Origin of the sequence: Herbiconiux ginsengi, from assembly GCF_900107435.1 — a bacterium.
GTDB lineage: Bacteria > Actinomycetota > Actinomycetes > Actinomycetales > Microbacteriaceae > Herbiconiux > Herbiconiux ginsengi.
Map to the genome: position 1 here is coordinate 418900 of NZ_FNPZ01000002.1, position 26654 is coordinate 445553.

The window sequence follows — 26654 nt, forward strand, 5'->3', positions numbered from 1 at the left end:
CCTACTCGTCGCCGGCGATGTCGACCGAGATCTCAACCGCCGGAACGCTCCCCCGGTTCTCCAGCCAGTGGACGGTGTCCCGGTCTTCGGGCCATCCCACGCCCGGCCCGTATTCCGTCGCGATCCCGTCTCGATGGTCGGTGATGGTTCCCTGCAACACGTAGACCGTCCCCGGTCTGCCCTTGTGGTCGTGAACCGGGCCGAAGACCGCGCCGGGCTCGAGAGTCACCCTGCGCATCCGGAGCTCTCGCCCGCCCAGACCCGGGAAATCGGGACCGAGATCGACGGAGGTCAGCAGCTCGACCTTGACACCGTTCTTCGCCCGTGCGACATCGTCGTCACTCATGGTCATCCCTCCTCCTGAGACGGGGCCGTGGCAGGCTCTCCTCCCGAGAGTGACGTCTGCGACGTCATGAGTCAAGATCTGTTCGGCGCCTACTCCGTGAGTGCGGAGCGCAGCAGGGACACGAGCGCATCCAGCTGCACGCTGTCCGACGACCCGACCTCTTCGTCCGAGCCGTCGAGGGCCCGGGCCGCGAGTCCTTGCTTCGAGTCGATGAGCTCGGCGATGCGGGTGTCGATGGTCTGCGCGGCGATGATCCGCCACGCCGTCACCGGCTCCTCCTGCCCGATGCGGTGCACGCGGTCGATCGCCTGGGTCTGCTCCGCCGCCGTCCACGACAGCTCGGCGAGCACGACGTTCGACGCGGCCTGGAGGTTGAGCCCCACACCTGCCGCGGTGAGCGAACACACCGCCACGGACACCTCGGGGTCGTTGTTGAAGGCGTCGATCTCGCGCTGGCGCAGCACCGCCGACTGGTCGCCGCGGATCGACACCGTCTTGAGCTCCCGTCGCGCGAACAGGTCTTCGGCCGCATCCATCACGTCGATGTGCTTCGCGAAGAACACGACCTTGCCCACGGAACGCGCCAGCTGGGCGGCGTAGTCGGCGGCGAGGCCGGCCTTCGCCGTTCCGATCTGCCGCACCATGGTGAACACGTTGAGACCCTGTTCGGTGGCCTGTGTGTCTTCGAGCTCCTGTCGGGCCACCAGGCGCATGAGGTCGTCGTCGGGGATGTCGTCGACGTCGTCGCCGCGTGCGTTCGCCCGCGCTGCGATGAGCCGGCGGTAGCGCGTCACCAGGCGGGCGCCGAGCTCGCGCTCGGCCTCGCGGATGGAGCGGCCGAGGTCGTCGTCGAGCTCCACCGGGAGGTCGACGATGCGCTTGGCGGGAAGGTCGGCGGCCACGTCGATCTTCCGCCGTCGCACGATCCCCATGTCGATCACGGCCTCGCGAGCCTCGGTGAAGAACCCGGCGTCGGCGGGCGTCAGGCCCACCTCTTCGAGCCGCTCCATCAGCACCGGCGTCGGCTTCGTGCCGTCGATCCAGCCGAGGAACTGCCAGATGGCGCGGAAGTCGTCGACGTCGTTGATCAGCGGGGTGCCGGTGAGGGCCATCATCAGCGGATTGCCGCCCGGGGCGGTGCGACGGATGCGGTCGGCCAGCGCGAGCACGTTGCGCGAGCGCAGCGACGACAGGTTCTTAATGAAGTGGGCCTCGTCGACCACCATGCCGCGGAAGCCGAGCGTGCCGAGCCAGGAGAGGTGACGGTCGAGCACTTCGTAGTTGACGATCACCACGTCGGCGAACGCGTCGAGGGTGTCGCCGTCGCCGTGCACCACGGTGGCGCGGCGGTGCGGGGTCCAGATCTCGACCTCGCGCGCCCAGTTCATCTTCACCACGTTCGGCACCACGGCGAGCAACGGATAGGCGTCGGCGACGGATGCGGCCAGCAGCGACTGCGCCGTCTTTCCGAGACCGGGCTCGTCGGCCAGCAGGAACGTGCGGTGCCCGGCCTGCACGCTCTGCAGGAATCGGGACTGGTGCACCATCAGCTCGTGCCCGGGAGGCGAGAGACGATCGATCGTGGGTGCTTCGGGCAGCTCCATGCTGGCGGCCTGCCCGCCGGCGCCGTATTCGAAGGCACGGTAGAGCGGGCCGAGCAGCTCCCAGTTCGACAGCCGCCCCACGCCGTGCGGCTTCGCGGGCGTGAGGTCGGGCGCCATGAAGGGGTTCGCGAGCTGGCGTGACTTCACCGAGAGGGGCACCACCTGGCGCTCAGCGAGTTCGGGCGGCACGACCGTGGCGACCGGGCGGGGTGCTTCGGGCTCCTCGTCGGGAACGTCGTATCCGGCGTCCTCCAGGTATTCGCGGCGCAGCTTCTTCGCAGCGGGCGAGAGGGCCGCGTCGTTCTCGAGCAGCGCGATCAGCGAGGTGTCGCGTGCGGCGGTGCGGGCGAGGATCGAGGCGATGCCGTCGAGCCGCTTCAACTGCTCGGCGCGCTCGGAGTCGCTCAACGCGGCATCCGTCTTGATCGTGGCGCGCTCCTCGCGCATCAACAGCGCCACCACGAGGAACTTGGTGCGGTTCGCCGGAGCGACCTTGCCCCGCTGCGCGGCGGCTTCGACCTCGCGCACCTTGCGGGCGAGGATCGGAATGAGACCAGTGTTGTCTGCACTGCGTGTTCGGCGTGCGCCGGACCTTGACATCGTTCTCCTGTGGAGTAAGGGCGGGGCCTCGTCTTCGCCGGAGGCCACGCGGCCAGTCGATCGGTCGGCACCGGAACGGTGCCGCTTCTGACGTGCGGGCAGTTCGAAACGGGGGCCTGGGCCGAGCAACGCGACATAGGTCGCGGTCGGCACGAAGAGCGGGATTCCCCGTCGTCCTCTCAGTCTACGCGATGGACCTTGATGAACAGGCCACTTGCGACGAACAGGGCCGCGCCGAGGATGTGCGCGATCTGCCAGACGAACACGGGCAGGTCGATCGGCAGCACCGGGTTCCACAGCACGGCCACCGCGAGGAGGAACGGGATCCACCACCATTGCTTCGCCTGAAAGGCGAACCAGCACATGATGAGGGCCAGGATGCTCACGACGTAGCGGGCGATGGTGAACCAGCCCGGGTCGCCCACGACGGCGATGAACGCCAGGAGCGCGATGGCCCCGAGGATTCCGGGAGCGAGTGCCGGGCGCGTGAAAGCCGGGGTGGCGTATCGATTGCTCATGTCTCGCCAATCCTACGCGGCGCTCGATATGGTGAACTCATGACACTTCCCACCGGAACCCCTGGCCCTCAGTTCGCCGGCCCGGAGGGGCTCTGGACCGCCGATCCCGAGGAGCTGGCCGCTCGCCTGTTCGTCGCCGTCTTCGCCGGTCAGGGCGCCGTTCCGCTGCCGCAGAAGGAGGTCTCCGAGGTCTATGCGACACTCGCGGCACTCGGCGGCTACTCGCTCCCGGATGTGCGCTCCGGCAACACGCAGCCGCTCGGCCTCACCGTGCAGCTGGCGCAGGAGGCCATCCTGATCTGGGAGCGCGCCACCGTCGCCACCCGCCTCAGCGCCGGAGCCGGCCCCGTCTCGCACACCATCACCATGCTCCGCTTCGGTCCGGGCGTGCTGACCTCGGCCGACCCGGTCGCCGCTCTGAAGGCCCGGCTCCACTGAGCACGGTCGATCGATGAGCCGCGGTACGCATCCGTTCCTGGTCGCCGCCGAGGTGGCCGACGCCCTCGACGAGGGCCGCCCCGTCGTGGCCCTGGAGTCCACGATCATCTCGCACGGTCTCCCCCGTCCGCGTAATCTCGCGGCCGCGCAGGAGTTCGAGGAGATCCTGCGCTCGGCCGGTGTCGTGCCGGCCACCATCGCGGTGCTCGACGGAGTGCCGCGCATCGGCCTCGACGAGGAGGGCGTGCAGCGCATCGCGGGCGACGACATGGCCAAGGCCAGCGTGCGCGACCTCCCGATCCTCGCGGCCAAGGGCGCCAGCGGTGCGACCACGGTCGCGGCCACGGCCTACCTCGCAGGGCGGGCCGGGGTGCGGGTGTTCGCCACCGGCGGGCTCGGCGGGGTGCATCGCGGCGCGTCGGAGTCGTTCGACGAATCGGCCGACCTCAGCTCGCTGGCCCTCTCCGGCGTCACCGTGGTCTCCGCGGGGGTGAAGTCGGTGCTCGACATCCCGGCCACCCTGGAACGGCTGGAGACCCTCAGCGTGCCCGTGGTGGGCTATCGCACCACCGACTTCCCGAGCTTCTGGTTGCGCGCTTCGGGCCACACCCTCGACTGGCAGGTCGATGACGCGGCCGAGATCGCCCGCGTCATGCGCGGACAGGACGAGCTGGGCCACGGGCAGGGCATCGTGGTGGCGAACCCGATCCCGGTCGACGAGCAGTGGGATCCGGTGGAGCATGACCGCATCCTGGCCACGGCGTTCGCCGCCGCCGACGCCGCCGGCGTCACCGGCAAGGCGGTCACGCCGTTCCTGCTGGGCTTCATCGTGGAGGCGTCGGGTGGCAAGAGCCTCGAGGTGAACCTCGACATCGCCCGCAACAACGTGCGGCTCGCCGCCGAGATCGCGATCGCCTGGAGTGCCCTGAACGCCTCGGCGGATGACTGATCCGCGCGGCGCCGCCCCGCACGCCGCTGCCCCGCACGTCTGCGTGTTCGGAGACGTCTTCGACGACCTGATCGTGACGCCGTCGGGCGCCATCCGCGCCGACACCGACACCACGGCACGCATCGAGCGGCAGGCGGGCGGGTCGGCGGCGAACGCGGCAGCCTGGTTCGCGCACCTCGGCTGCCGCGTCGACTTCGCCGGGCACGTCAACGTCGACGACGTCGCCCGCCACGAAAACCTGCTGCGGCAGCACGGCGTCACTCCCCACCTCGCCGGCGCCGACCTGCCCACGGGCACCATCGTCGTCATCCTGCAGCCCGACCGCACCCGCACGATGCTCACCGAGCGCGGTGCGAACGCCCTGACCTCACCGGCCGACGTCGACCGGGCGCTCTTCCGCACCGGGGGCCACCTGCATTTCACGGGCTACTCCGTCTTCCGCCACGGCGCCCCGGATGCGACGCACGCCTTCGCCGCGCTGGTGCAGGAGGCGCGCGCCGCCGGTGTCTCGGTGTCGGTGAACCCCGGATCGGCCGGCTTCATCGCCACCCACGGCGCCGGGAGTCTCCTCGCGGCCATGGCGGGAGCCACGGTCGTACTGCCGAACCTCGACGAGGGCCGGGCGCTGACGGGCGCCCACGACCCCGACGACGTGGTGACCGCCCTGCTCGAACGGCACGAGATCGTGGCGTTGACGCTCGGGCGGGCGGGCGCCCTCGTGGCCAGCCGCGCCCCGGCCCCCGCTCGACCCCACGGCGATGCAGCGCGCTCATCCGGCGCCCCGGGCCCGGTCGACGGCTCGACGCGGGTGCACGTGGCGGCCGTCCCCGTCGCCCCCGTCGACACCACCGGCGCGGGCGACGCGTTCGGGGCGGGGTTCGTGGATTCGCTGCTGCGCTCCGGAGCGATGACCGCCGACGCGATGGACGCCCCCCGGCTCGAGGCGGCCGCGCGCGCCGGAGTCGCCGGCGCGGCACTGGCCGTGACGCACGTCGGCGGCCGGCCGCCGGTGCCGGACGCCGCCGCGCCATCGGCACCATCCACGTCGCGGGCCGTCCGGGCCGCTCATCCCTAGACTGTTCTCGTGATCAGCGACGACCCCCGAGACGCCGACGCGCTCGCCCGCCTCCGCGAGCTGATCCGCATCCCCACCGTGTCACCGCTCGCCACGGGTATCGGTGAGAACACCGAGGCATCCGCCGACTGGTCGCCCTTCGACGCCTTCGCGGCGGCTCTCGAACGCCTGTACCCGGCGATTCATCGAGTCCTCTCCCGCGAGGTCGTGGCCGGCCACACCCTGCTCTACCGCTGGGTGGGCCAGGAGCCCGGGGCGGCAGCCGTGCTCATGGCGCACTACGACGTGGTGCCGGCCACCGACGAGGGTTGGACGCATCCGCCCTTCGCCGCCGAGGTCTCCGGCGAGGGTGCCGATCGCGTGCTCTGGGGGCGCGGAACGCTCGACAACAAGGGATCGGCCACCACCATCCTCGAGGCGGCCGAGAGCGCCGCGGCCGCGGGCTTCACGCCGCGACACGATGTCTACCTCCTGTTCGGGCACGACGAGGAGACCGCCGGCACCGGTGCCGAGGCCGTGGTCGCGCTGCTGCGAGAGCGTGGGGTGACGGTCGGGTTCGTGCTCGACGAGGGAGGTGCGGTGGTGGAGAAGCTGTTCCCCACCGTCGACGTGCCGATCGCCGTGGTCGGGGTCAGCGAGAAGGGCACCACGAGCTTCACCCTCACTGTGGAACAGCAGGGCGGTCACGCGTCGACTCCCCCGCGCCTCACGGCGACGGCCCGACTCGCGCGGGCGATCGTGCGGGTGACGGATCGGCCCTTCCGGGCGCGGCTCAACGCGGTCACGGAGCGGATGATCCGGACCGTGGGCGCTCACGGCCGGGGGCCGCTCAAGTTCGTGTTCACCCGCGCGAACCTGTTCCGGCCCCTCCTCGTGGCCGTGTTCGCCCGCATGAGCGACGAGACCGCCGCGATCGTGCGCACCACGGTCGCGGTGACGCAGCTCTCCGCCGGACTCGCGGCGAACGCCCTGGCCGAACGCGCGCAGGCGGTGCTGAACGTGCGGATCGCGATCGGCTCGACCGTCGAGCAGACCCGGCGGCAGCTCGAACGCGCCATCGCCGATCCGCTGGTGCGGGTCGAGATCCTCAGCGCCAACGATCCGGCGCCCGTGTCACGGATGGACGGGCCGGAGTGGAATCTGCTCGCGGAGTCGATCACCGCGGCCTACCCGACGGCCGTGGTCACGCCGTACGTGCAGACCAGCGCCACCGACTCCCGCCAGTTCTCGCGGGTCAGCCGCACGGTCTACCGCTTCAGCCCCTTCGAGATGTCGGCCGAGGAGCGCGGCACCCTGCACGCCAAGAACGAGCGGATGCACGTGCAGACCTTCTTCACCGGCATCCGCTTCTACGAAGGCCTGATCGCCCGCCTCTGACGCGCCGCTGGCCCCCCTGTACCGCTGTCGCTAATCGACCTTGCCGAGTTCGGGGAGGCGGATCGGGCGGCTCGACGGTGGGAGATCGTGCACACGCTCGAGGGCGGGCACCAGCTCGGAGAGCCAGGCCTCGTAGCCCGCGTCGTTGAGGTGCAGACGGTCGGTCGTGTAAGCGGGGTTCAGTTCGCCGTCGTCGAGCGCCATCACCGGCCAGAGGTCGAGATAGTGCGCCTTCACGGTGGCGGCGAACTGCCAGACGTGGCGGTTGATCTCCTTCACGAACTCGGCGTACTCCCGCCCGCGCGGCAGCACCGACTGCACCAGGATGCGCGCATCCGGCAATGCCGCGCGCAACTCCACCAGGATGGTCTCGATGTTGCGCACCACCTGCTCCACCGCGCGGCGGTTGGCGACGTCATTGGTGCCGATGAGCAGCACCACGGTGTCGGGGTCGTGCGCGGCCACCTCGTCGAGGCGGTCGATCAGCCCCTCGGTGGTGTCGGCCGCGATGCCGAGATTGATCGCCTCGACCTCGGGGAACCACTCCTGCCAGCGCCCGCCCTCGGTGAGACTGTCACCCACGAACACCGTCTTCGCTTTTCCGGTCGTCATCTGAGCCTCCCGCTGAAGATCCTCACAGTTTACCCGCTCGCCTTCACGGCATTCATTCGCCAAGAACGGTCGGTATGCGTGGGCCGGTAGCGGCGTGTTTTGGCGACTCGTTGCGCGTACCACTGGGGCGGCACAGTCAGATCAGGGCTTTGGTGTGCCAGACCGTCTTCGTTTCGGTGAATGCGGTGATGCGCGACAGCGCGGGCGCCGCGGCATCCGGGCCGTTCTCGGGCGGGTAGACGCGCTTCAGGGTGTCGGCGGCGGCGATCTCGAGGTCGATCCAGTCGAGCGCTCCGGCGCCCACCAGGTCGAGCGCGTTCACGTCGGCGTGCGACGCGAGCCACGGTGCGATCTCGGCCGGCGACCCGGTGAGCACGTTCACGACGCCCTTCGGCAGGTCGCTCGTGGCGAGCACCTCCGCGAGGGTGATGGATGAGAGCGGGAACGTCTCGCTGGCAACCACGACAACCGCGTTGCCCGACACCAGCGCGGGCGCGACGGCGCTCACGAGGCCGAGCAGCGACGAGTCCTGGGGCGCGACGATGGCGACGACACCCGTCGGCTCGGGCACCGTGAGGTTGAAGTACGGACCGGCCACCGGATTCGCGTTGCCCACGACCTGCGTGAACTTGTCGGTCCACCCGGCGTACCAGACCCAGCGGTCGATCGCCTCGTCGACCTGGGCGCGTGCAGCGGAGGCCGATACGCCCTCCTGGCGCACGATCTCGTCTTCGAACTGGGCGCGCCGACCCTCGAGCACCTCGGCCACCCGGTAGAGCACCTGCCCGCGGTTGTAGGCGGTGGCGCCGGCCCAGCCCGAGACGGCGCCTCGGGCGGCCACGACGGCATCGCGCGCATCCTTCCGCGAGGCCTTGGCCGCGTTGGCGAGGAAGACGCCCTTCGGCGTCGCGACCTCGTAGGTGCGACCCGATTCACTGCGCGGGAACGCGCCACCGATGAACAGCTTGTAGGTCTTGGGAACCGCGATGTGCGTCATTTCGCGCCTTTCAGGTATGCGGCGAGACCGTGCCGGCCGCCCTCGCGGCCGTAGCCCGACTCCTTGTAGCCGCCGAAGGGCGACGCCGGGTCGAAGCGGTTGAAGGTGTTGGCCCAGATCACGCCGGCGCGGAGCTTGTCGGCCACGGCGAGGATGCGGCTGCCCTTGTCGCTCCAGATGCCGGCCGACAGGCCGTACGGCGTGTTGTTGGCCTTCGCGATGGCCTCGGCCGGTGTGCGGAAGGTGAGCACGGAGAGCACCGGACCGAAGATCTCCTCCCTCGCGATGCGCGACGAGGTCGACACGTTGTCGAAGATCGTCGGCGCGAACCAGAACCCGTTCTCGGGGATGGCGCATTCCGCCGTCCAGCGCTCGGCTCCTTCGGCCTCGCCGATGTCGGAGAGCTCGCGGATGCGCTGCAGTTGCTCGGCGCTGTTGATCGCCCCGATGTCGGTGTTCTTGTCGAGCGGATCGCCGAGCCGCAGCGTCGAGAGCCGGTTCTTCAGCCGCTCGACGACGTCGTCGTGGATGTTCTCCTGCACCAGCAGGCGTGATCCCGCACAGCAGACATGCCCCTGGTTGAAGAAGATGCCGTTGACGATGCCCTCGACGGCCTGGTCGATCGGTGCGTCGTCGAACACGATGTTCGCGGCCTTGCCGCCGAGTTCGAGCGTGACCTTTTTGCCCGATCCCGCGGTGGAGCGGGCGATCTGCCGGCCGACCTCGGTCGATCCGGTGAAGGCGACCTTGTCGACATCCGGGTGGTTCACGAGCGCGCGCCCGGTCTCACCGGCACCGGTGATGATGTTCACCACTCCCGCCGGCAGGTCGGCCTGCTGCACGATCTCGGCGAAGAGCAGCGCGGTCAGCGGCGTGGTCTCGGCGGGCTTCAGCACCACGGTGTTTCCGGCCGCCAGAGCCGGGGCGATCTTCCAGGCCAGCATGAGCAGCGGGAAGTTCCACGGGATGACCTGGGCGGCCACCCCGAGCGAACGGGGGTTCCCACCGAGGCCGGCGTAGTCGAGCTTGTCGGCCCAGCCGGCGTAGTAGAAGAACCAGGCGGCCACGAGCGGAACGTCGACGTCGCGACTCTCCTTGATGGGCTTGCCGTTGTCGAGCGATTCGGCCACGGCCAGCTCACGGGCACGCTCCTGCACCAGACGGGCGATCCGGAACAGGTACTTTCCGCGGTCCCGCCCCGACAACTTCGACCAGGTCTTGTCGTAGGCCTTGCGGGCGGCGGCCACGGCGCGATCGACGTCGGCCGCGCTCGCGTTCGCCACACGGGCGATCTCCTTCTCCGTGGCGGGCGAGATGGTCGAGAACGACTCCCCCTCCGCTGCCACGAACTCGTTGCCGATGAACAGGCCGTATTCGGGCTTCAGATTCAGGATCGCGGTCGACTCGGGCGCCGGTGCGTATTCGAGGAATGTCATGTCAGGTCCTAGTCGATCGTCACGTAGTCGGCGCCGGAGTAGTGCCCGGACTTCATCTTCTGCCGCTGGAGCAGGACGTCGTTCAGCAGACTCGACGCACCGAAGCGGAACAGGTGCGGCTGCAGCCACTCCTCGCCCACGGTCTCGGCCACGGTCACCACGTACTTGATGGCGTCTTTCGACGAGCGGATGCCGCCGGCCGGCTTCACGCCGATCTTCTCGCCGGTGAGGCGGTGCCAGTCGCGCACCACTTCGAGCATCGAGAGCGTCACCGGCAGGGTGGCCGCCGGGGCGACCTTTCCGGTGGAGGTCTTGATGAAGTCGCCGCCGGCCAGAATCGCCAGCCACGACGCGCGCCGCACGTTGTCGTAGGTGTTCAGCTCTCCAGTCTCGAGGATGACCTTGAGGTGGGCGTAGGAGCCGTCCGCGCGGCGGCAGGCCTCTTTGACCGCCACGATCTCGTCGAAGACCTGACCGAAGCGGCCCGACAGGAACGCGCCGCGATCGATCACCATGTCGATCTCGTCGGCGCCCGCGGCCACGGCATCCGCGGTGTCGGCGAGCTTCACGGCCAGCGAGGCGCGACCCGAGGGGAAGGCGGTGGCGACGGCGGCCACGTTGACGCCCTCGTCCGTTCCCGCCGAGTGGGCGGCGCCGAGCGCCTCGACGGCGTAGGGCACCATGTCGCCGTAGACGCAGACCGCGGCGACCCGGGGGGTGCTGAGGTCGGAGGGATCGGGCAGCAGCGCCTTGGCCACCAACGACCGCACCTTGCCGGGCGTGTCGGCGCCCTCCAGGGTGGTGAGGTCGATCAACTCGATGATCCTGTCGAGGGCCCAGGCCTTCGACGTGGTCTTGATCGACCGCGTGCCGAGGCCGGCCGCCCGCTGCTCGAGGCCCACGGCGTCGATGCCCGGGATGCCTTCGAGGTAGCGCTTCAGGGTTGTCTCGGTGAGGTCGTCTCCCAGCACCTGAATGGCGCGCTGGGCGGGACTGACCGCTCGTTCTATCGTCACGACGTCTCCGTACTTCTCTCGTCGTTGCCTGCGCTGCACGGTCTCGTGCCGAGCGCATCGATCAATTGTGCCACTGGTCTTCGAGCATGCGGGGCTTCGAGACCACAATGCCGCAGATCGCGAAGGTGAGGGCGGTCGCGAGCAGGAAGAGCAGAGGAACCGTCCAGCCTCCGGATGCCTCGTGCAGCACCCCGAGCAGCAGCGGCCCGAGCGCTCCCAGCCCGTAGCCGAAGCTCTGCACGAAGGAGCTCAGGGCGACGGCACCCTCGTGTGTGCGGGTGCGCAGGTTGATCAGCACGAGACACAGCGGAAAGAGCATCCCGCCGAGGCCGACGAGGGCCACCCAGAGCCAGGTCACGGCGTCGGGCGCCAGCAGCAGTCCGCCGTAGCCGACGATGTCGAAGATCGCGCCGGCGGCCATCAGGGGATAGACATTGCGCATCCGCGCCGCCAGGATCGGCACCAGCAAGGCGGCCGGCAGACCCATCACGGCGAAGAGCGAGAGCAGGGCGCCGGACTGCTCCTGGCTGACGGTCGAGACGTCGAGCAGGATCTCGGGCAGCCAGGCGAACAGGGCGTAGGAGTTCAGCGCCGTCACCCCGAACACGAGCATGAGCGACCAGGCGATGGGCGAGCGCCAGACGAGCCCGAAGACGGCCGGGGTCGGGACGTCCACGGCCGCCGGCTCCTCCGCGGAGGCACGCCTCTCGACCGCTTCCTGCCGCTCCGCGCGTCGCACCCGACGTTCGCGCGCGCTCAGCAGCACCAGGGGCAGGAGCGCCAGCACCGCGAGCACCGACCACATGCCCACCGAGACCCGCCAGCCCGCGGAGTCGCTCACCTGCACGGCGATGAGAGCGGGCACCGAGGCGCCGAGCGCCATCACCGTCGCGTAGAGCGAAGTGACGAGCCCGATCCGGTCGGGGAAGTAACGCTTCACGAGCGGCGGCAGCAGCACGTTCGCCACGCCCATCCCGGCGAAGGTCAGCGTGCTGGCCAGAACGAGCACGAGATACGACCCGGATGCCCCGCGAGCGAGCTGGCCGAGCAGGATCGCCGTGAGGGCGCCGATGACCACGCGCTCCAGACCGAACCGGCGGTGCAGGGCCGGAGCGAACAGGCCCACCACGGCGAAGCAGACGGGCGGCAGCATGCCGAGCAGGCCGATCCCCACACTGCCGAGCGGGATGTCGGCCGAGATCTCGTCGAAGATGGGCGACAGCGCGGCGACGGCGGTGCGCAGGTTCAGGGCCACGAAGACGATGGCCAGGAGCGCGAGCACCCGGCCGCGCCAGAGCGGACGCACTGCTGCGCCCGCTCCCCCGCCCCTAGGGGGCGTCACTCAACAGGGCCCGAACGCCCGCGACATCCTGATTCATCTGCGTGATGAGAGGTTCGATGCCGGTGAATCGCACCTGACCGCGGATGCGCGCCACGAACGACACGTCCACCACGTGGTCGTAGAGATCCAGCTCTTCGTCGAGCACGTAGGCCTCGACCTGCTTCGGCGGCACGCCGGCGAAGGTCGGGTTGCTGCCGACGGAGATCGCGGCCGGGTAGCGCCGCCCCTCCTCGCTGAGGTCGGTGAGCCAGCCCGCGTACACCCCGTCGGCCGGGATCAGGCCCTCCGACTCGGGCGAGAGGTTCGCCGTGGGGAAGCCGAGCTCGCGCCCCCGCGCAGCACCGTGCACCACCATGCCGCGAACCGACGGCGTGCGGCCGAGCAGCTCCCCCGCCCGCTCGACGTCGCCGGCGGCCAAGAGTTCGCGGATCCACGTCGACGATACCTTGCGGGCCTCCCCCGGCTTCACTTCCGGAATGAGGTCGACGTCGAAGCCGAATTCGGTGCCGAGCGTGCGCAGCGTGTCGATGTTCCCCTCGCCCCGGGCGCCGAACCGGAAATCCGCGCCCACCATCACCACACGGGTGCCGCAGATGTCGTGCAGCACGCGCGACACGAACTCGCGTGGGGGCATCGAAGCCAGCGCCGCGTCGAAGCTGAGCAGGATGGTCACGTCGACGCCGGCGTCGGCGAGGAGCTCCAGCTTCTGCTCCGTGCCCACCAGCGCATCCGGCCGGGCCAGCGGATCGAGCTGGGCGAGCGGATGCCGGTCGAAGGTGATGACGATCGACGTGAGGTCGCGCTCGTGCGCCACCGAGAGCAGCTCCGCGATCACGGCGCGGTGGCCCGCGTGCACGCCGTCGAACTTGCCGATCGTGACGGCCGAGGGGCCGAGACCTCGGGGCGCCTCGCTGAGGCCGTAGTAGGTCTTCACTTGGTCCGCCGCAACCAGAGCATGCCGAGCACGGGGAGCACGAGCGGGATGAACAGGTAGCCCATGCCGTACCACGACCACACCGACGCCTTGGCGAACAGCTCGGGCAGGAAGAGGCTCAGCGTGCCGACGGTCAGCACGCCCACGAGCTCGAAGGTGATGGTGATCCAGGCCACGCGGTACCAGACCGGCCCGGGCGCGATGAGAGCGACGGTGGCGACGATGTACACCACGGCGGCAACGGCCGAGAGCGAATACGCGAACGGCGCCTGATCGAACTTGGCGATGATCTCGTACACCGAGCGGCCGGTGGCCGCGAGGGCGAGGATGCCGTAGACGATGATGAGCACCCGCCCGATTCCACGAGCGCGGGTCCTGGGTCGTTCAGCGAGTGTCTCTTGAGCCATGGCAGTACGAGTTTATGGCACCGCCGTGCCCCACCACGCCCGGCGCAGGACTACTGCCCCTGCACGAACCAGATCACGTTCATCCGGTACACCATCACGGCCACGGCCAGGCAGACGGCGCCCAGGATGACCGTGCTCCAGCGACTGCGTTCGATCAGCGCCCAGAATCCGCCGGCCACGGGAAGCAGCACCGCTGAGATGAGATAGATGTAGAACTCCAGCAGGCTGCCGCGGGGATCGTTGCCGAAGGCGGGCGAGAACAGGGCGATGAACAGCTGCACGATCAGCAGCAGTTCGACCAGCGCCGCGGCGCCCATGGTGAGGTCGTTGGGCTTGCGCCCGGCGAGGCCGAGCACGATGCAGAGCAGGCCGGCGGCCAGAGCCACGACCACCTGCACGATGGTGAACCACTCGATCACGCGTTCTCTCCTGGATACTCGTCAGACGGGGCGTACTCGTCGGGCGGGAAGTTCACGATGCTCTTGCCCCTGCCCCCGGCGATCTCGATCAGGCCGAGCAATCGGCCCTCGGGCGTGATCGCGGCCACGGGGCCCCCGGACGGTCCGTCTGCGACCTCGATGCGCTGCCCGTGACCGAGCGCGACGGCGTCGGCGGCCGAGACCTCGAGCACCGGGAACAGCTGACGGGCCACCTCGGCGGGCCCGAGCAGGGGCAGGGCCTCGTCGAGGTCGGCCGCGGCGGCGAGTCGCTCCAGGGTGTGCGCGGCCGTCACCGGGAACGGGCCGATCCTCGTGCGTCGCAGACTCGTGAGGTGCCCGCCCACGCCGAGGGCGGCGCCGACATCCCGCGCGATGGCCCGGATGTAGGTGCCCGAGGAGCAGACCACGCGCACATCGATGTCGACGACCGGATGTCCGTCCTCGCCGACCGCCGACCGCTGCGGCCCCAGCAGCTCGATCTCGGAGATCTCGACCACGCGGCCGGCCAGCACCACGTCCTCCCCCGCCCGCACGCGGGCGTAGGCGCGCTGTCCGTCGACCTTGATGGCACTGACCGAGCTCGGCACCTGCACGATGTGTCCCTGCTGGGCGGCGAACGCGGCCGCGAGGGCACGTGCGTCGAGAGCGGCGACCGCATCCGGATCGCCCGTCGTCAGCGTCTCGCCCTCGGAGTCGTCGGTGGTGGTGGCGGCGCCGAGTCGAACCGTGGCGAGATATTCCTTGTCGAGGCCCACGACATACGTCAGCAGACGGGTCGAGCTGTTCAGGCCCAGGATGAGCAGGCCCGTGGCGAGCGGATCGAGCGTGCCGGCGTGCCCCACCTTGCGGGTGCCGGCCAGGCGTCGGGTGCGCGCCACGATGTCGTGGCTGGTCAGGCCCCCGGCCTTGTCGACCAGAAGGATGCCGCTGCGTGCGGATCCCGGGCGGCTGGAGCGGGTGGAGGGCTGTTTCGGCACGCCTGACACGCTAACAGGTGCGGTCACGCCGCCGTGCTCAGCAGGAGTCGGCGAAGCTGCGCCGCGGATGCTCGGGGTCGGCCACGTCGATGATCGCGCTTGCTCCGAACCGCGGCCCGGCCTCGGCCTGGTAGAGCTCGTCGGCGCCGATCACGGCGGGGTCGAGCCCGAACTGCCGGCCCTCGAGGTAGGCGGTGAAGTTGAACAGCCCGCGGAGCCCCGGCCGCTGCAGGAAGGGACCGTCGAGCACGAGCACGGCGTCGGCGGGCGCGGTGATCCACTTCGACTCCCGTTCGACGTCGCGGGCGGCATCGAACGAGGCGGTCTGGAATCCCGCGCTGCCGGCGAAGCGGAACGGCTCGATGAGCACCCGCTGCAGTGTCGAAAGGTCGTAGCGGTCGAAGTAGTAACCCTCGGGCGAGTCGGGCCCGCGCAGTTCACGGGCGGCGCGGGGTCGCTGGAAGTCGTCGAGCGACGCACGCACCACGTTCACGTCGGCACGGCGGTAGGCGGCGGCCAATTCGTCGGCGAAGGCACGAGTGCCCTCCACGCCGTCGACGGCCACGAGCACGCGGCCGAGCGCGTAGTTGTGCCGGATCTCCCCCATCAGGGCGTCGGCGAAGTCGCTCGCCGGAGTAGCGGTCTGCACCATGCTTCGAGTCTACGTTCCGTAGGGTGGATGGGTGCCTCTGCCGTCCATCGCTCGCTCAGACGAACTCGCCCCCCTCGTCGTCGACTGGTTCGCGGTGCACGCCCGCGACCTGCCCTGGCGCCGCCCGGGCTTCCCGCCGTGGGGCACGCTGGTCAGCGAGTTCATGCTGCAGCAGACGCCGGTCGTGCGCGTGATCCCCCGCCTCGACGAGTGGCTCACCCGCTGGCCGGAACCGGCCGATCTGGCCGCCGAGCCGGCAGGTGAAGCGGTGCGGGCCTGGCAGTCGCTCGGTTACCCGCGCCGGGCGCTCAACCTGCATGCCTGCGCGGTGGTGATCACCGAGCGTTTCGGCGGCGCCGTTCCGAACGACGTCGACGCCCTGCTGTCCCTGCCCGGTGTCGGCGACTACACGGCGCGCGCGGTGGCAGTCTTCGCGTTCGGCTCCCGCCATCCGGTGGTCGACACGAACATCCGCCGCGTCATCGCTCGCGCCGTCGATGGCCACCCGGATGCCTCGACCCCCAACGCCAAGCGTGACCTCCCGGCCATGACGGCCCTGCTCCCCGCCGACGACACCGCGGCCGCCCGCTTCAACGCCGGCATGATGGAACTGGGCGCCCTGATCTGCACGGCCCGCTCCCCCAAGTGCGAGGTCTGCCCCTTGGCGAACGTCTGCGCCTGGCGCGCCGCGGGCTACCCCGACGTGGAGATCACGCGCAAGCCGAAGCAGAAGAAGTACGAGGGTTCCGATCGCCAGGCCCGGGGCGCCATCATCCGCGTCCTCCGCGAATCCCCCGGGCCCGTTCCCGCCGCCCGCCTCGCCGAGGCAGTGACGGAGCCGGCTCAGTACTCACGAGCCCTCTCGGGTCTGCTCGCCGACGGCCTGCTGGTCGCGATCGACGACGACCTCTTCGCCCTGCCCTGACGGTTCCAAACCACAAACGTCGTGAGCTCCGACCTCCTATGAGGGGCGGAAGCCACGACGTTTGCGGTTTCGAACGCTACTCGTCTTCGTCGATGACTCGCGGCTTGACGTACGGGTCTTCGTCGCCGGCGTACTGCGCCGTCTTCGCGAGACCCTCGACCTCGGCATCCCGCGCCCGCGCTTCGGCGAGCAGCCCCTCGAGCACCTGAGCGTTCTCGGGCAGCGCGTCGGCGATGAACTCGAGCGACGGCGTGAGCCGGGCGGTGATGTTCTTGCCGACTTCGCTCCGCAGCATCCCGGTTGCCGATTTGAGGGCGGCGGCCGAGTCGGCGCGCTCCTCATCGGTGCCGTAGACGGTGTAGAAGATGGAGGCGTGCTGCAGGTCGCCGGTCACCCGAACATCCGTGATGGTCACGAAGCCGAGGCGCGGATCCTTGATCCCCCGCTCCAGCCGCTTGGCCACGATCACTTTGATGCGGTCCGCCATCTTGGCGGCTCGAGCCGGATCAGCCACGATCGTCCTGCCTTTCTGTCGATATCGAAGAAGGAGTGGTGAGACATCCGCCTCACCACTCCTCCGTCAGCTCACGCTAGGCGCGCGGCTTCTCCTTCAGTTCGATCGTCTCGATCTCGTCGCCGATCTGGATGTCGTTGAACTTGCCGAGGCCGATACCGGCTTCGAAGTCCGTGCGCACCTCGGTGACGTCGTCCTTGAATCGACGCAGCGACTCGATGGCGAGGTTGTCGCCCACGACGACGCCCTCGCGGATGACCCGCGCCTTGGCGTTGCGCGTGATCGTTCCCGACCGCACGATGACACCCGCGATGTTCCCGAACTTGGAGGAACGGAAGATCTCGCGGATCTCGGCGACGCCCGACTGCACCTCTTCGAACTCGGGCTTGAGCATGCCCTTGAGCGAGTTCTCGATGTCGTCGAGAGCGTTGTAGATGACCGAGTAGAAGCGGATGTCCACGCCTTCTCGGGCAGCACGCTCGCGCGCCTTGGTGTCGGGCCGCACGTTGAACCCGATGATGATCGCGTTGTCCACGGTCGCCAGGTTGACGTCGGACTCGGTGACCGCACCCACACCGCGGTGGATGATGCGGAGCTGAACCGAGTCGTCGACCTCGATCTTGAGCAGCGATTCCTCGAGGGCCTCGACGGCACCCGAGACATCACCCTTGATGATGAGGTTGAGGGCTTCGACCTTGCCTTCTTCGAGGGCACGGGTGAAGTCTTCGAGCGAGATGCGCTTGCGGGCCTTGGCCAGCGACGCGTTGCGCTCGGCGGCTTCACGCTTCTCAGCGATCTGACGCGCGGTGCGATCCTCCTCGGTGACGAGGAAGGTGTCGCCGGCGCGGGGCACGGTCGACAGACCCTGCACCTGTACCGGACGCGACGGGGTCGCCTCGGTGACGGTGTCGCCGTTCTCGTCGACCATGGCACGAACGCGCCCGTAGGCGGTTCCGGCCACGATCGCGTCTCCGACGCGCAGCGTTCCCGACTGGATGAGCACGGTTGCGACCGCACCACGACCCTTGTCGAGCTTGGCTTCGATCGCCACCCCGCGGGCATCCTTGTTCGGGTTGGCCCGCAGGTCGAGACCGGCGTCGGCGGTGAGGAGCACGGCGTCGAGGAGATCCTGGATGCCGATGTCGTTGCGCGCCGACACGTCGACGAACATGACGTCTCCACCGTATTCTTCGGCCACGAGGCCGAACTCGGTGAGCTGCTGACGCACCTTCGCCGGGTTGGCGTCGGGCTTGTCGATCTTGTTGACCGCCACCACGATCGGCACGTTGGCCGCCTGGGCGTGGTTCAGAGCCTCGATCGTCTGCGGCATGATGCCGTCGTCGGCCGCCACCACGAGAATCGCGATGTCGGTGACCTGCGCACCACGAGCACGCATGGCGGTGAACGCCTCGTGACCCGGGGTGTCGATGAAGGTGATCGGGCGCTCGATGCCCTCGTGCTCCGTGACGACCTGGTAGGCACCGATGTGCTGGGTGATGCCACCCGCCTCACCGGCCACCACGTTCGCGTTACGGATCGCGTCGAGCAGTCGCGTCTTACCGTGGTCGACGTGACCCATGACGGTGACGACCGGGGGACGGATCTCCAGGTCTTCGTCGGTCTCGTCTTCCAGCTCCTGGTCGAGATCGATGTCGAAGCCTTCGAGCAGCTCGCGGTCTTCCTCTTCGGGAGAGACGACCATGATCTTGTAGCCGAGCTCTTCGCCGAGCACCTGGAAGGTGGCCTCGTCGAGCGACTCCGTCGCCGTCGCCATCTCACCGAGGTGGAACAGCACGGTCACCAGGTTGCCGGGGCTCGCGTCGATCTTGTCGGCGAAGTCGGTGATGGAGGCGCCACGACGCAGCCGCACGACGGTGTTGCCGTCGCCGCGGGGTACGCTCACGCCACCCAGCGACGGGGCCTCGCGCAGTTCGAATTCTGCTCTCTTCGTGCGCTTCGACTTGCGCGCCTTGCTCTTGCCGCCACCGCGACCGAACGCACCGGCGGTTCCACCACCGGGGCCACGGCCACGACCACCCGCACCGGGACGAGGTGCGAAGCCACCACCGGGCGCGCCGCCCGGACGGTAACCGGGTGTGCCGGGGGCGGGACGAGCGCCGCCACCCTGAGCCGCGCCGGGGCGGAAGCCACCGGCTCCGGCTCCGCCGGGACGGAAGCCGCCCGGGCCGCCGGGACGCGGGGCACCAGGGCGGGGAGCACCCGGACGCGGAGCGCCGGGACGGGGAGCACCGGGACGCGGGATGGCGGAGTTGCCGCCCGTGCCTCCGCTGGCGCCGCCGCGCTGCATGCCCTGCTGGCTGGCGAAGGGGTTGTTGCCCGGGCGTGGTGCGCCGGGGCGCTGCATGCCCTGCTGGCTCGAGAAGGGGTTGTTGCCGGGGCGCGGGATGCCCGGACGCGGTGCACCCGGACGGGGCGCGGCCGAATCGGACGAGCCGGAAGCGGCAGCCGGAGCTGCAGCTGGGGTCGCCGGAGCGGCCGGAGCCTCCGCCGGAGCGTCGGCCTTGGCAGCGGCGGGTGCCGCTGCGGGTGCCGCAGCCTCGGGTGCCTTCGGCGCGGTGGGTGCAGCAGGTGCAACCGGTGCACTGGCGGCAGGTGCCGCGACAGCGGGTGCCGGAGCCGACGATGCGGGCGCCGGTGCCGGTGCACCCGGGCGAGCGCCCGGACGCGGGCCCGACGAGGTCGAGCGTGGCGCCGCAGCCGCGGGTGCCGCGGCGGGCGCGCCGGAGCCGACCGCACCATCGGCGATCAGTCGTTCCTTCAAGCGTCGGGCCACGGGGGGCTCGATGCTCGACGACGGGCCCTTGACGAACTGGCCCATCTCTTTGAGGGTTGCAAGGGCGACCTTGCTGTCGACGCCGAGCTCGGCGGCGACTTCATGTACACGTGGTTTTGCAGCCACAATTCTCCTGTCTGAGGTCTACCCCAGACAGGGCAGACCGCTAAAAACGGACGGGTCTCATTTCGAGCCGCTCATCAGTTGTCACTCATGGGTTCACGGTGCCGTTCAGCCTGTTCTCTAATGTTGTCGTGTCGAGCACACCCTCAACGCGGAGCGCACGCCCGAAAGCACGACGCGTGACCGCGGTGTGAAAGCACTCGCGTGAGGGATGCAACCATGCGCCTCGCCCGGGAAGAGTGGCCGACTCGTCGACGACCAGAGCACGTCCCTCAGGAACACCGTCCTCAGGAATAACTTCCTTGGCAACGACCCTCAGAAGAGAGGACCGCGTGGCGCGCGCACGACATCCGACGCACGTTCTAACGGGTTCCATGTTACTCCATATTCCCTGAGCGCCCGTCTCACGGCGCACCGGGGCGGGGGTGTCAGTCGCCGTCGAGGATCGAATCCGGCTGGATGTCGATCTTCGCGCCCGTCAGTTTGGCGGCCAGGCGGGCGTTCTGCCCCTCCTTGCCGATGGCCAGCGAGAGCTGGTAGTCGGGCACCAGCGCGCGAACCGCCTTCAGCGATTCATCGATCACGAAGGCGCTGGACACCTTCGCGGGCGAGAGCGCGTTGGCCACGAAGGTCGGCAGGTCGTCGGAGTAGTCGACGATGTCGATCTTCTCGTTGCCGAGCTCTGCGGTGACCGCGCGCACGCGCTGCCCGAGCTCGCCGATGCAGGCGCCCTTGGCGTTCACGCCGGGCTCGGTGGCCCGCACGGCGATCTTCGTGCGGTGGCCGGCTTCGCGGGCCAGAGAGACGATCTCCACCACACCCGACGCGATCTCCGGAACCTCGAGGGCGAAGAGCTTGCGCACGAGCGAGGGGTGGGTGCGCGACACGGTGATCGACGGGCCCTTCGGCCCCTTGGCCACGCTCGTCACGTAGACCCGGATGCGCGAGCCGTGCGCGTAGTTCTCGCCCGGCACCTGCTCTTCAGGAGGCAGGATGGCCTCGATCGTGCCGAGGTCGACGTGCACCATCCGGGGGTTCGGACCCTGCTGGATGACACCGGCGATGATGTCGCCCTCGCGCCCCTTGAATTCGCCGAGCACATGGTCGTCGGCGATGTCGCGCAGACGCTGGTTGATGACCTGCTTCGCCGCGAACGCCGCGATGCGACCGAAGTCGCTCGGGTTCTCCTCGGCTTCGCCGATCAGCACGCCGTCTTCGTCGTATTCCGGCACGAAGATGCCGATGTGTCCCGTCTTGCGATCGAGGTGCACGCGGGCAGCAGGGGTGCCGTCTTCGGTCGTCGCCGGTCGATCGGTGTGCTTGAGGAATGCCGTCAGGATGGCCTGCTCGATGATTCCCACGAGTTCCTCAAAGGGAATCTCTCGCTCGCGTTCCAAGAGACGTAAGACGCTGAGGTCGATGTCCATTTCCGGCCTCCTCTGTTCAGATCTCAGGTGCCGAAAACTCCGGCAGTCAAACGCTCAGACTACCCGAAGCTCGCGGCGACGGCATCCAGAGCGACCTGCGTTCGCTCTCCGCTTGCGCGATCCCACAGTTCCACGACCCCGTCGACCACCCCACGGCCGACGATCACGATCTTCGGAACGCCGATCAGTTCGGCGTCGCCGAACTTCACTCCGGGCGACACCTTGGGCCGGTCGTCGAACAGCACGTCGAGGCCCTGCGCCTCGAGATCGGCCACCACACGTTCGGCCGCGGCATAGATGTCGGGGTCTTTGCCCGTGGCGATCACGTGCACGTCGAAGGGCGCGACGGCCGGGGGCCAGATCAGCCCCTTGTCGTCATTGTTGAGCTCGGCGATGATGGCGAGGATGCGCGTGACCCCGATGCCGTACGACCCCATGGTCACCGTGACCAGCTTGCCGTTCTCGTCGAGCACCTTGAGGCCGAGCGCCTCGGCGTACTTGCGGCCGAGCTGGAAGACGTGGCCGATCTCCATGCCGCGAGCGAGCTCGACCGGCCCGGATCCGTCCGGTGCCGGGTCGCCCGCGAGAACCTCGGCGGCCTCGACCGTGCCGTCGGCCTGGAAGTCGCGGCCGGCGACCAGGCCGAACACGTGTTTGCCGTGCACGTTGGAGCCGGTGATCCAGCCGCTGCCGTCGGAGACTCGAGGGTCGACGAGGTAGCGGATGCCGGTGCTCGACTTCTCGCCGAGCACCGCGCCCTCGGGTGACCACGGGCCGATGTACCCCTTCACCAGACCGGGGTTCTTCGCGAAGTCGGCGTCCGTCGCCGGTTCGATCTCGGCCGGTGCGAAAGCGACCTCGGCGCGCTTCATGTCGACCTCACGGTCGCCGGGCAGGCCCACCGCCACGAGCTCGCGCGTGCCGTCGAGGTGGGTGAGTGCGAGCACCACGTTCTTGAGCGTGTCGGCGGCCGTCCAGAGCCTTCCGTCGGGTCGCGGATGCGCGGCGTTGGCCCGGTCGACGAGCGTCTGGATCGTCGGGGTGTCGGGGGTGTCCAGCACCTCGGCGGGCGTCAGGTTCTCGTAGGAGCGGGGCGCGGGCGCGATCGTGGTGAAGGCCTCGACATTCGCGGCGTAGCCACCGGCCGAACGCACGAAGGTGTCTTCGCCGACCGGTGTGGGGTGCAGGAACTCCTCGCTCTTCGAGCCGCCCATGGCGCCGGCGTCGGCCTTCACGATGACGTACTCGAGGCCCAGGCGCTGGAAGATGCGCTCGTAGGCGTCGCGCTGCGCCTGGTAGGACGCGTCGAGTCCGGCATCCGTGGCGTCGAAGGAATAGGCGTCTTTCATCGTGAACTCGCGGCCACGCAGCAGTCCCGCACGGGGCCGCGCCTCGTCGCGGTACTTGTCCTGGATCTGGTAGATCGTGAGCGGCAGGTCTTTGTAGCTCGAGTAGAGGTCTTTCACGAGCAGTGTGAAGACTTCCTCATGCGTGGGGGCGAGCACGAGGCCCGCGTCTTTGCGGTCGGAGAGCCGGAACATCCCGGGACCGTATTCTTCATAGCGCCCGGTCACCTCGTAGGGCTCCTTGGGCAGCAGCGCCGGGAAATGCACCTCGAAGGCGCCGGCCGCCGCCATCTCCTCCCGCACGATCGCCTCGATCTTCGCCTTCACCCGGAGGCCCAACGGCAGCCAGGCGAAGATGCCCGGTGCCTGGCGGCGGATGTAGCCCGCGCGCACCAGGAGGATGTGGCTGGTCACCTCCGCGTCGGAGGGCACGTCTCGGAGGGTTCGGAGGAAGTAGTTCGACAGGCGAGTAGGCACGAGAACGAGTTTAGCCAGCCCGCTCGACCTGTCTTCTCCTCCCGGTTCTCGGGCGTGCCCGGAATCGTCCACAGATTCACTGGCGGTCTCGGCGTCGTGTCGGCCTTCCCCTACCGTCGGGGCCATGGACACTCTCACTCAACTCCGCTCGGCGTCGCCGTACCTGCAACGCTGCGACACCCCGATCGGGCGCATCGAGGTCGCCAGCGACGGCGACGCGATCACCGCGGTGGCGATCGAGCACAACGGGTCTCTGCCGCACGACGGATTGGCCTATGACTCCAACGCCGTCGCCGACGAGGCGATCGCGCAGTTGCTCGACTACTTCGAGGGGTACCGGCGCGGGTTCTCGGTGCCCGTCGCCCATCGCGGCACGCCGTTCCAGCTGGCGGTGTGGCAGCAGCTCGCGCGCTTGCGCTGGGGGCAGGTCACCACCTACGGCGCGATCGCAGCGGCCGTCGGCAAGACCGGATCGGGGCGTGCCGTCGGAGGCGCGATCGCCTCGAACCCCACTCCGCTGCTCGTCGGCTGTCACCGCGTGCTCTCGGCCACCGGTCGCATCACCGGATACAGCTGGGGCGAAGGGGTGAAGACGAAGGCCTGGCTGCTCGATCACGAGAGCATCGGCCATGCCTGAGCAGGCCGGCCTCACAGACACTCGGGAGGATTCCGCATCCCGAAACCCGCTCGGGAGGACCCGAACTCCTCCCGAACGACCGAACTCCTCCCGAACGACCGCACAGCCGCCGGGGAGAACGGAGGTCAGACCTCGAGCAGGAGTTCGCCGTTCGGGGCGACGGACAGGCGGTGTCCGGATGCGCGGGCCCACGTGTGCAGGGCGTCGATGTCGGCGAAGTCCTCGCCGTGCTCCGCGATCGCACGCACCAAGGCGCCCTTGCCGTGCTTGTTGAAGTGGTTGAGCGCGCGCTGCACGCCGTCGGCGCCCGTCGTCACGACGCGCAGGAAGTACGACGGCGTGGTGGGCGGGATCGGGCCGAGAGCCACGTACGACTCCGAGCGCAGATCGAGCACGAGTTCCCCGCGGTGCGCCGCGAACTCCTTCGACACCGCGGCGCTCCAGGTTGCCTTGAGCGAATCTCCGTCCAGACGAGTGCTGGACGAGAGGCGGTAGGCCGGAATGGGATCGCCCGCGCCCAGGAGCCCGAAGAGCGCGGAATGGATGCGCACATGCTCCGCCGCGAACGCGCGCGCCGCGGGGTCGAGGCTCGGTGCGTCGAGGGCCTCGTAGAGCACACCGGTATAGCGGTCCATCGCCGCCATGGTCGGCGCCGTGACGAGGGCGCGATTGCGCTCGACTTCGAACGCGAGCTTGGGGCCGAGTTTCAGCCGCGCCATCATCTCGTCGGGCGTGCGGGCAAGGGCTCGCACCCGGCGCACGAGTTGTCGACGCGCTCGGGTGAGGCCCGGGTGCGACAGGGCCGCGAAGTCGAGAGGTGCGCCCTCTCCCCCGTCGCGCTTCGTCTCGGAGGGAGGCAGAACAATCAGCACGGGACATCGCCTTTCACGACGAAGACCGCCGCACCGGCTCCGAAGAGCGGATGCGGCGGTCAGAAGACGTCGACTACTTGATCAGTTCCGCGTCGCGGGCCACGATCGTGACGGTGTCGTTCTCGACCGAGAGGAACCCGTCGTCGGCGCGCGCCACCAGGCGCTCGCCGCTTGTCGTGCTCACCCGCACCTCACCGGCGGCGAGGATCGCGAGCAGCGGCTCGTGGCCGGCGAGGATACCGATCTCGCCCTCCACGGTCTTCGCGATCACCATCGACGCTTCGCCCGACCAGATCTCCTGGTCGGCCGCGACGACGCTCACGTTCAGCGGAGCAGCCATGACTAGCCGTTCTCCTTCTGGATCTGAGCCCACTTCTCTTCGACGTCGGTGATCGGGCCGACGTTGAAGAACGCCTGCTCGGCCACATGGTCGAAGTCACCCTTGGTGATCGCGTCGAAGGACTCGATGGTGTCCTTCAGCGGAACCGTCGAACCCTCGACTCCGGTGAACTTCTTCGCCATGTAGGTGTTCTGCGAGAGGAACTGCTGGATGCGGCGCGCCCGCGACACGGTGATCTTGTCTTCTTCGGAGAGCTCGTCGACACCGAGGATCGCGATGATCTCCTGGAGTTCCTTGTTCTTCTGCAGGATCTGCTTGACGTTCGTGGCCACGCGGTAGTGGTCGGCGCCCAAGTAGCGGGGGTCGAGGATGCGCGAGGTCGACGTCAGCGGGTCGACCGCCGGGTACAGACCCTTCGACGCGATCTCTCGGGAGAGCTCCGTCGTGGCGTCGAGGTGGGCGAAGGTGGTGGCCGGCGCCGGGTCGGTGTAGTCGTCGGCAGGCACGTAGATCGCCTGCAGGGAGGTGATCGAGTGACCACGGGTCGAGGTGATGCGCTCCTGGAGCACACCCATCTCGTCGGCGAGGTTCGGCTGGTAGCCCACCGCGGAAGGCATGCGGCCCAGCAGGGTCGACACCTCGGAGCCCGCCTGGGTGAAGCGGAAGATGTTGTCGATGAACAGCAGCACGTCCTGGTTCTGCACATCGCGGAAGTACTCCGCCATGGTCAGCGCCGACAGCGCCACGCGGAGACGGGTTCCGGGCGGCTCGTCCATCTGGCCGAAGACGAGGGCCGTCTTGTCGAAGACACCCGCCTCCTCCATCTCGTGGATGAGGTCGTTGCCCTCACGGGTGCGCTCACCGACGCCGGCGAACACCGACACACCACCGTGGTCCTGAGCGACGCGCTGGATCATCTCCTGGATGAGCACGGTCTTGCCCACGCCCGCACCACCGAAGAGGCCGATCTTTCCACCGAGCACGTACGGCGTCAGCAGGTCGATGACCTTGATTCCGGTCTCGAAGAGCTGCGTCTTGGACTCGAGCTGGTCGAACGCCGGGGGCTTGCGGTGGATGGGCCAGCGCTCCGTGATCTCGATCTTCTCGCCGGGAGCCGCGTTCAGCACCTCGCCGATCACGTTGAAGACCTTGCCCTTGGTGACGTCGCCGACGGGAACCGAGATGGCGGCTCCGGTGTCGCGCACCTCCTGGCCGCGCACCAGACCGTCGGTGGGCTTCAGAGCGATGGCACGCACGAGGTCGTCGCCGAGGTGCTGAGCGACCTCGAGCGTGATCTCGTGGGCGTCGTCACCGATGGTGATCGTGGTCTTCAGGGCGTTGTAGACCTCAGGGATCGAGTCGTGCGGGAACTCGATGTCCACGACCGGGCCCGTGACACGGGCGACACGTCCGACGCCGCCCGGCGTCTCCTCAGCCTGGACTGGCGCAACAGCAGTGTCAGTCATAGTGCTTTCTCTT

General features: G+C 69.1%; 27 protein-coding genes. 6 read left to right on the forward strand and 21 right to left on the reverse strand.

The genetic code is table 11. The annotated features are described in order from the left end of the window. Position 1 precedes the first annotated feature (1 nt). From BLW00_RS10270 to BLW00_RS10280, 3 genes are all read right to left on the reverse strand, one after another. Positions 2–346: a cupin domain-containing protein gene (locus tag BLW00_RS10270; RefSeq protein ID WP_092554649.1), complete on the reverse strand. Its 345-nt coding sequence runs from the start codon at positions 344–346 to the stop codon at positions 2–4. An 89-nt stretch (positions 347–435) separates the two neighbouring features. Beyond that, the gene (locus BLW00_RS10275) at positions 436–2550 is read right to left on the reverse strand and encodes a DEAD/DEAH box helicase (protein ID WP_092553358.1); all 2115 of its coding nucleotides are present in this window, start codon (positions 2548–2550) and stop codon (positions 436–438) included. A 179-nt stretch (positions 2551–2729) separates the two neighbouring features. Further along, the gene (locus BLW00_RS10280; protein ID WP_092553361.1) at positions 2730–3068 is read right to left on the reverse strand and encodes a DUF6804 family protein; all 339 of its coding nucleotides are present in this window, start codon (positions 3066–3068) and stop codon (positions 2730–2732) included. A gap of 39 nt (positions 3069–3107) precedes the next feature. Here BLW00_RS10280 and BLW00_RS10285 point away from each other — a divergent pair, with 39 nt between their 5' ends. The 4 genes from BLW00_RS10285 to BLW00_RS10300 are packed head-to-tail and all read left to right on the forward strand — an operon-like array spanning position 3108 to position 6907. Beyond that, on the forward strand, positions 3108–3506 hold the full coding sequence (locus BLW00_RS10285) for a hypothetical protein (RefSeq protein ID WP_092553364.1): 399 nt from the start codon (positions 3108–3110) through the stop codon (positions 3504–3506). Positions 3507–3519: 13 nt separating this feature from the next. Continuing rightward, complete coding sequence (locus BLW00_RS10290) at positions 3520–4455, forward strand: pseudouridine-5'-phosphate glycosidase (protein ID WP_092553367.1); 936 nt, start codon at positions 3520–3522, stop codon at positions 4453–4455. Further along, the gene (locus BLW00_RS10295; protein WP_092553370.1) at positions 4448–5530 is read left to right on the forward strand and encodes a carbohydrate kinase family protein; all 1083 of its coding nucleotides are present in this window, start codon (positions 4448–4450) and stop codon (positions 5528–5530) included. Before BLW00_RS10290 ends, BLW00_RS10295 begins: the two co-directional genes overlap by 8 nt. Positions 5531–5539: 9 nt before the next feature. Continuing rightward, positions 5540–6907, forward strand: coding sequence for a M20/M25/M40 family metallo-hydrolase (locus BLW00_RS10300; RefSeq protein ID WP_245741509.1), 1368 nt, complete (start codon positions 5540–5542; stop codon positions 6905–6907). A 30-nt stretch (positions 6908–6937) separates the two neighbouring features. On the opposite strand, the gene BLW00_RS10305 is transcribed toward BLW00_RS10300, so the two are convergent. The 10 genes from BLW00_RS10305 to BLW00_RS10350 form a co-directional block, all read right to left on the reverse strand. Continuing rightward, positions 6938–7519, reverse strand: a complete 582-nt coding sequence (locus BLW00_RS10305; protein ID WP_092553373.1) for a GDSL-type esterase/lipase family protein — start codon at positions 7517–7519, stop codon at positions 6938–6940. 136 nt (positions 7520–7655) lie between these two features. Beyond that, positions 7656–8516, reverse strand: a complete 861-nt coding sequence (locus BLW00_RS10310; protein WP_092553376.1) for an aldehyde dehydrogenase family protein — start codon at positions 8514–8516, stop codon at positions 7656–7658. Continuing rightward, positions 8513–9952 (reverse strand): aldehyde dehydrogenase family protein, encoded by a 1440-nt coding sequence (locus BLW00_RS10315; RefSeq protein ID WP_092553380.1) that lies wholly within the window; start codon positions 9950–9952, stop codon positions 8513–8515. The genes BLW00_RS10310 and BLW00_RS10315 overlap by 4 nt, the downstream gene beginning before the upstream one ends. An 8-nt stretch (positions 9953–9960) precedes the next feature. After that, a complete protein-coding gene (gene deoC, locus BLW00_RS10320) occupies positions 9961–10968 on the reverse strand; it encodes a deoxyribose-phosphate aldolase (RefSeq protein WP_092553383.1) in 1008 nt (335 codons plus the stop codon). 61 nt (positions 10969–11029) lie between these two features. Further along, positions 11030–12274, reverse strand: a complete 1245-nt coding sequence (locus BLW00_RS10325; RefSeq protein WP_092553386.1) for an MFS transporter — start codon at positions 12272–12274, stop codon at positions 11030–11032. 22 nt (positions 12275–12296) lie between these two features. After that, a complete protein-coding gene (locus BLW00_RS10330; protein ID WP_092553389.1) occupies positions 12297–13244 on the reverse strand; it encodes a bifunctional riboflavin kinase/FAD synthetase in 948 nt (315 codons plus the stop codon). Next, on the reverse strand, positions 13241–13651 hold the full coding sequence (locus tag BLW00_RS10335; protein ID WP_092553392.1) for a hypothetical protein: 411 nt from the start codon (positions 13649–13651) through the stop codon (positions 13241–13243). The genes BLW00_RS10330 and BLW00_RS10335 overlap by 4 nt, the downstream gene beginning before the upstream one ends. Before the next feature lie 50 nt (positions 13652–13701). Next, entirely contained in the window at positions 13702–14070 is a 369-nt protein-coding gene (locus tag BLW00_RS10340) for a hypothetical protein (RefSeq protein ID WP_092553395.1), read from the reverse strand. Further along, entirely contained in the window at positions 14067–15068 is a 1002-nt protein-coding gene (gene truB, locus BLW00_RS10345; protein ID WP_092553398.1) for a tRNA pseudouridine(55) synthase TruB, read from the reverse strand. The genes BLW00_RS10340 and truB overlap by 4 nt, the downstream gene beginning before the upstream one ends. A gap of 37 nt (positions 15069–15105) precedes the next feature. Continuing rightward, positions 15106–15720, reverse strand: a complete 615-nt coding sequence (locus BLW00_RS10350) for a nucleoside/nucleotide kinase family protein (protein ID WP_092553401.1) — start codon at positions 15718–15720, stop codon at positions 15106–15108. A gap of 31 nt (positions 15721–15751) precedes the next feature. Between BLW00_RS10350 and BLW00_RS10355 the strand changes: the two genes are divergently transcribed. Next, a complete protein-coding gene (locus BLW00_RS10355; protein ID WP_245741510.1) occupies positions 15752–16645 on the forward strand; it encodes an HhH-GPD family protein in 894 nt (297 codons plus the stop codon). 76 nt (positions 16646–16721) lie between these two features. Here BLW00_RS10355 and rbfA read toward each other — a convergent pair whose 3' ends face one another. The 5 genes from rbfA to BLW00_RS10380 form a co-directional block, all read right to left on the reverse strand. After that, positions 16722–17159 (reverse strand): 30S ribosome-binding factor RbfA, encoded by a 438-nt coding sequence (gene rbfA, locus BLW00_RS10360; protein ID WP_092553404.1) that lies wholly within the window; start codon positions 17157–17159, stop codon positions 16722–16724. A 76-nt stretch (positions 17160–17235) separates the two neighbouring features. Beyond that, a complete protein-coding gene (gene infB / locus BLW00_RS10365) occupies positions 17236–20079 on the reverse strand; it encodes a translation initiation factor IF-2 (RefSeq protein ID WP_092553408.1) in 2844 nt (947 codons plus the stop codon). Between the two features lie 85 nt (positions 20080–20164). Then, positions 20165–20452 carry a YlxR family protein gene (locus BLW00_RS10370; RefSeq protein ID WP_092553411.1) on the reverse strand — a complete coding sequence of 96 codons (288 nt, stop codon included), beginning with the start codon at positions 20450–20452 and terminating at the stop codon, positions 20165–20167. Positions 20453–20504: 52 nt separating this feature from the next. Continuing rightward, positions 20505–21503 carry a transcription termination factor NusA gene (gene nusA / locus BLW00_RS10375; RefSeq protein WP_092553414.1) on the reverse strand — a complete coding sequence of 333 codons (999 nt, stop codon included), beginning with the start codon at positions 21501–21503 and terminating at the stop codon, positions 20505–20507. Between the two features lie 59 nt (positions 21504–21562). After that, positions 21563–23326, reverse strand: coding sequence for a proline--tRNA ligase (locus BLW00_RS10380; RefSeq protein WP_175494217.1), 1764 nt, complete (start codon positions 23324–23326; stop codon positions 21563–21565). A 124-nt stretch (positions 23327–23450) separates the two neighbouring features. On the opposite strand from BLW00_RS10380, the gene BLW00_RS10385 reads away from it, so the two are divergent. After that, on the forward strand, positions 23451–23963 hold the full coding sequence (locus BLW00_RS10385; RefSeq protein WP_092553417.1) for a methylated-DNA--[protein]-cysteine S-methyltransferase: 513 nt from the start codon (positions 23451–23453) through the stop codon (positions 23961–23963). A gap of 125 nt (positions 23964–24088) precedes the next feature. On the opposite strand, the gene BLW00_RS10390 is transcribed toward BLW00_RS10385, so the two are convergent. The 3 genes from BLW00_RS10390 to atpD form a co-directional block, all read right to left on the reverse strand. Beyond that, positions 24089–24835: a YaaA family protein gene (locus BLW00_RS10390; protein WP_092553419.1), complete on the reverse strand. Its 747-nt coding sequence runs from the start codon at positions 24833–24835 to the stop codon at positions 24089–24091. 73 nt (positions 24836–24908) lie between these two features. Further along, positions 24909–25175 carry a F0F1 ATP synthase subunit epsilon gene (locus BLW00_RS10395; protein ID WP_092553422.1) on the reverse strand — a complete coding sequence of 89 codons (267 nt, stop codon included), beginning with the start codon at positions 25173–25175 and terminating at the stop codon, positions 24909–24911. Between the two features lie 2 nt (positions 25176–25177). Beyond that, on the reverse strand, positions 25178–26641 hold the full coding sequence (atpD, locus tag BLW00_RS10400; RefSeq protein ID WP_092553425.1) for a F0F1 ATP synthase subunit beta: 1464 nt from the start codon (positions 26639–26641) through the stop codon (positions 25178–25180). Positions 26642–26654: the final 13 nt, after the last annotated feature.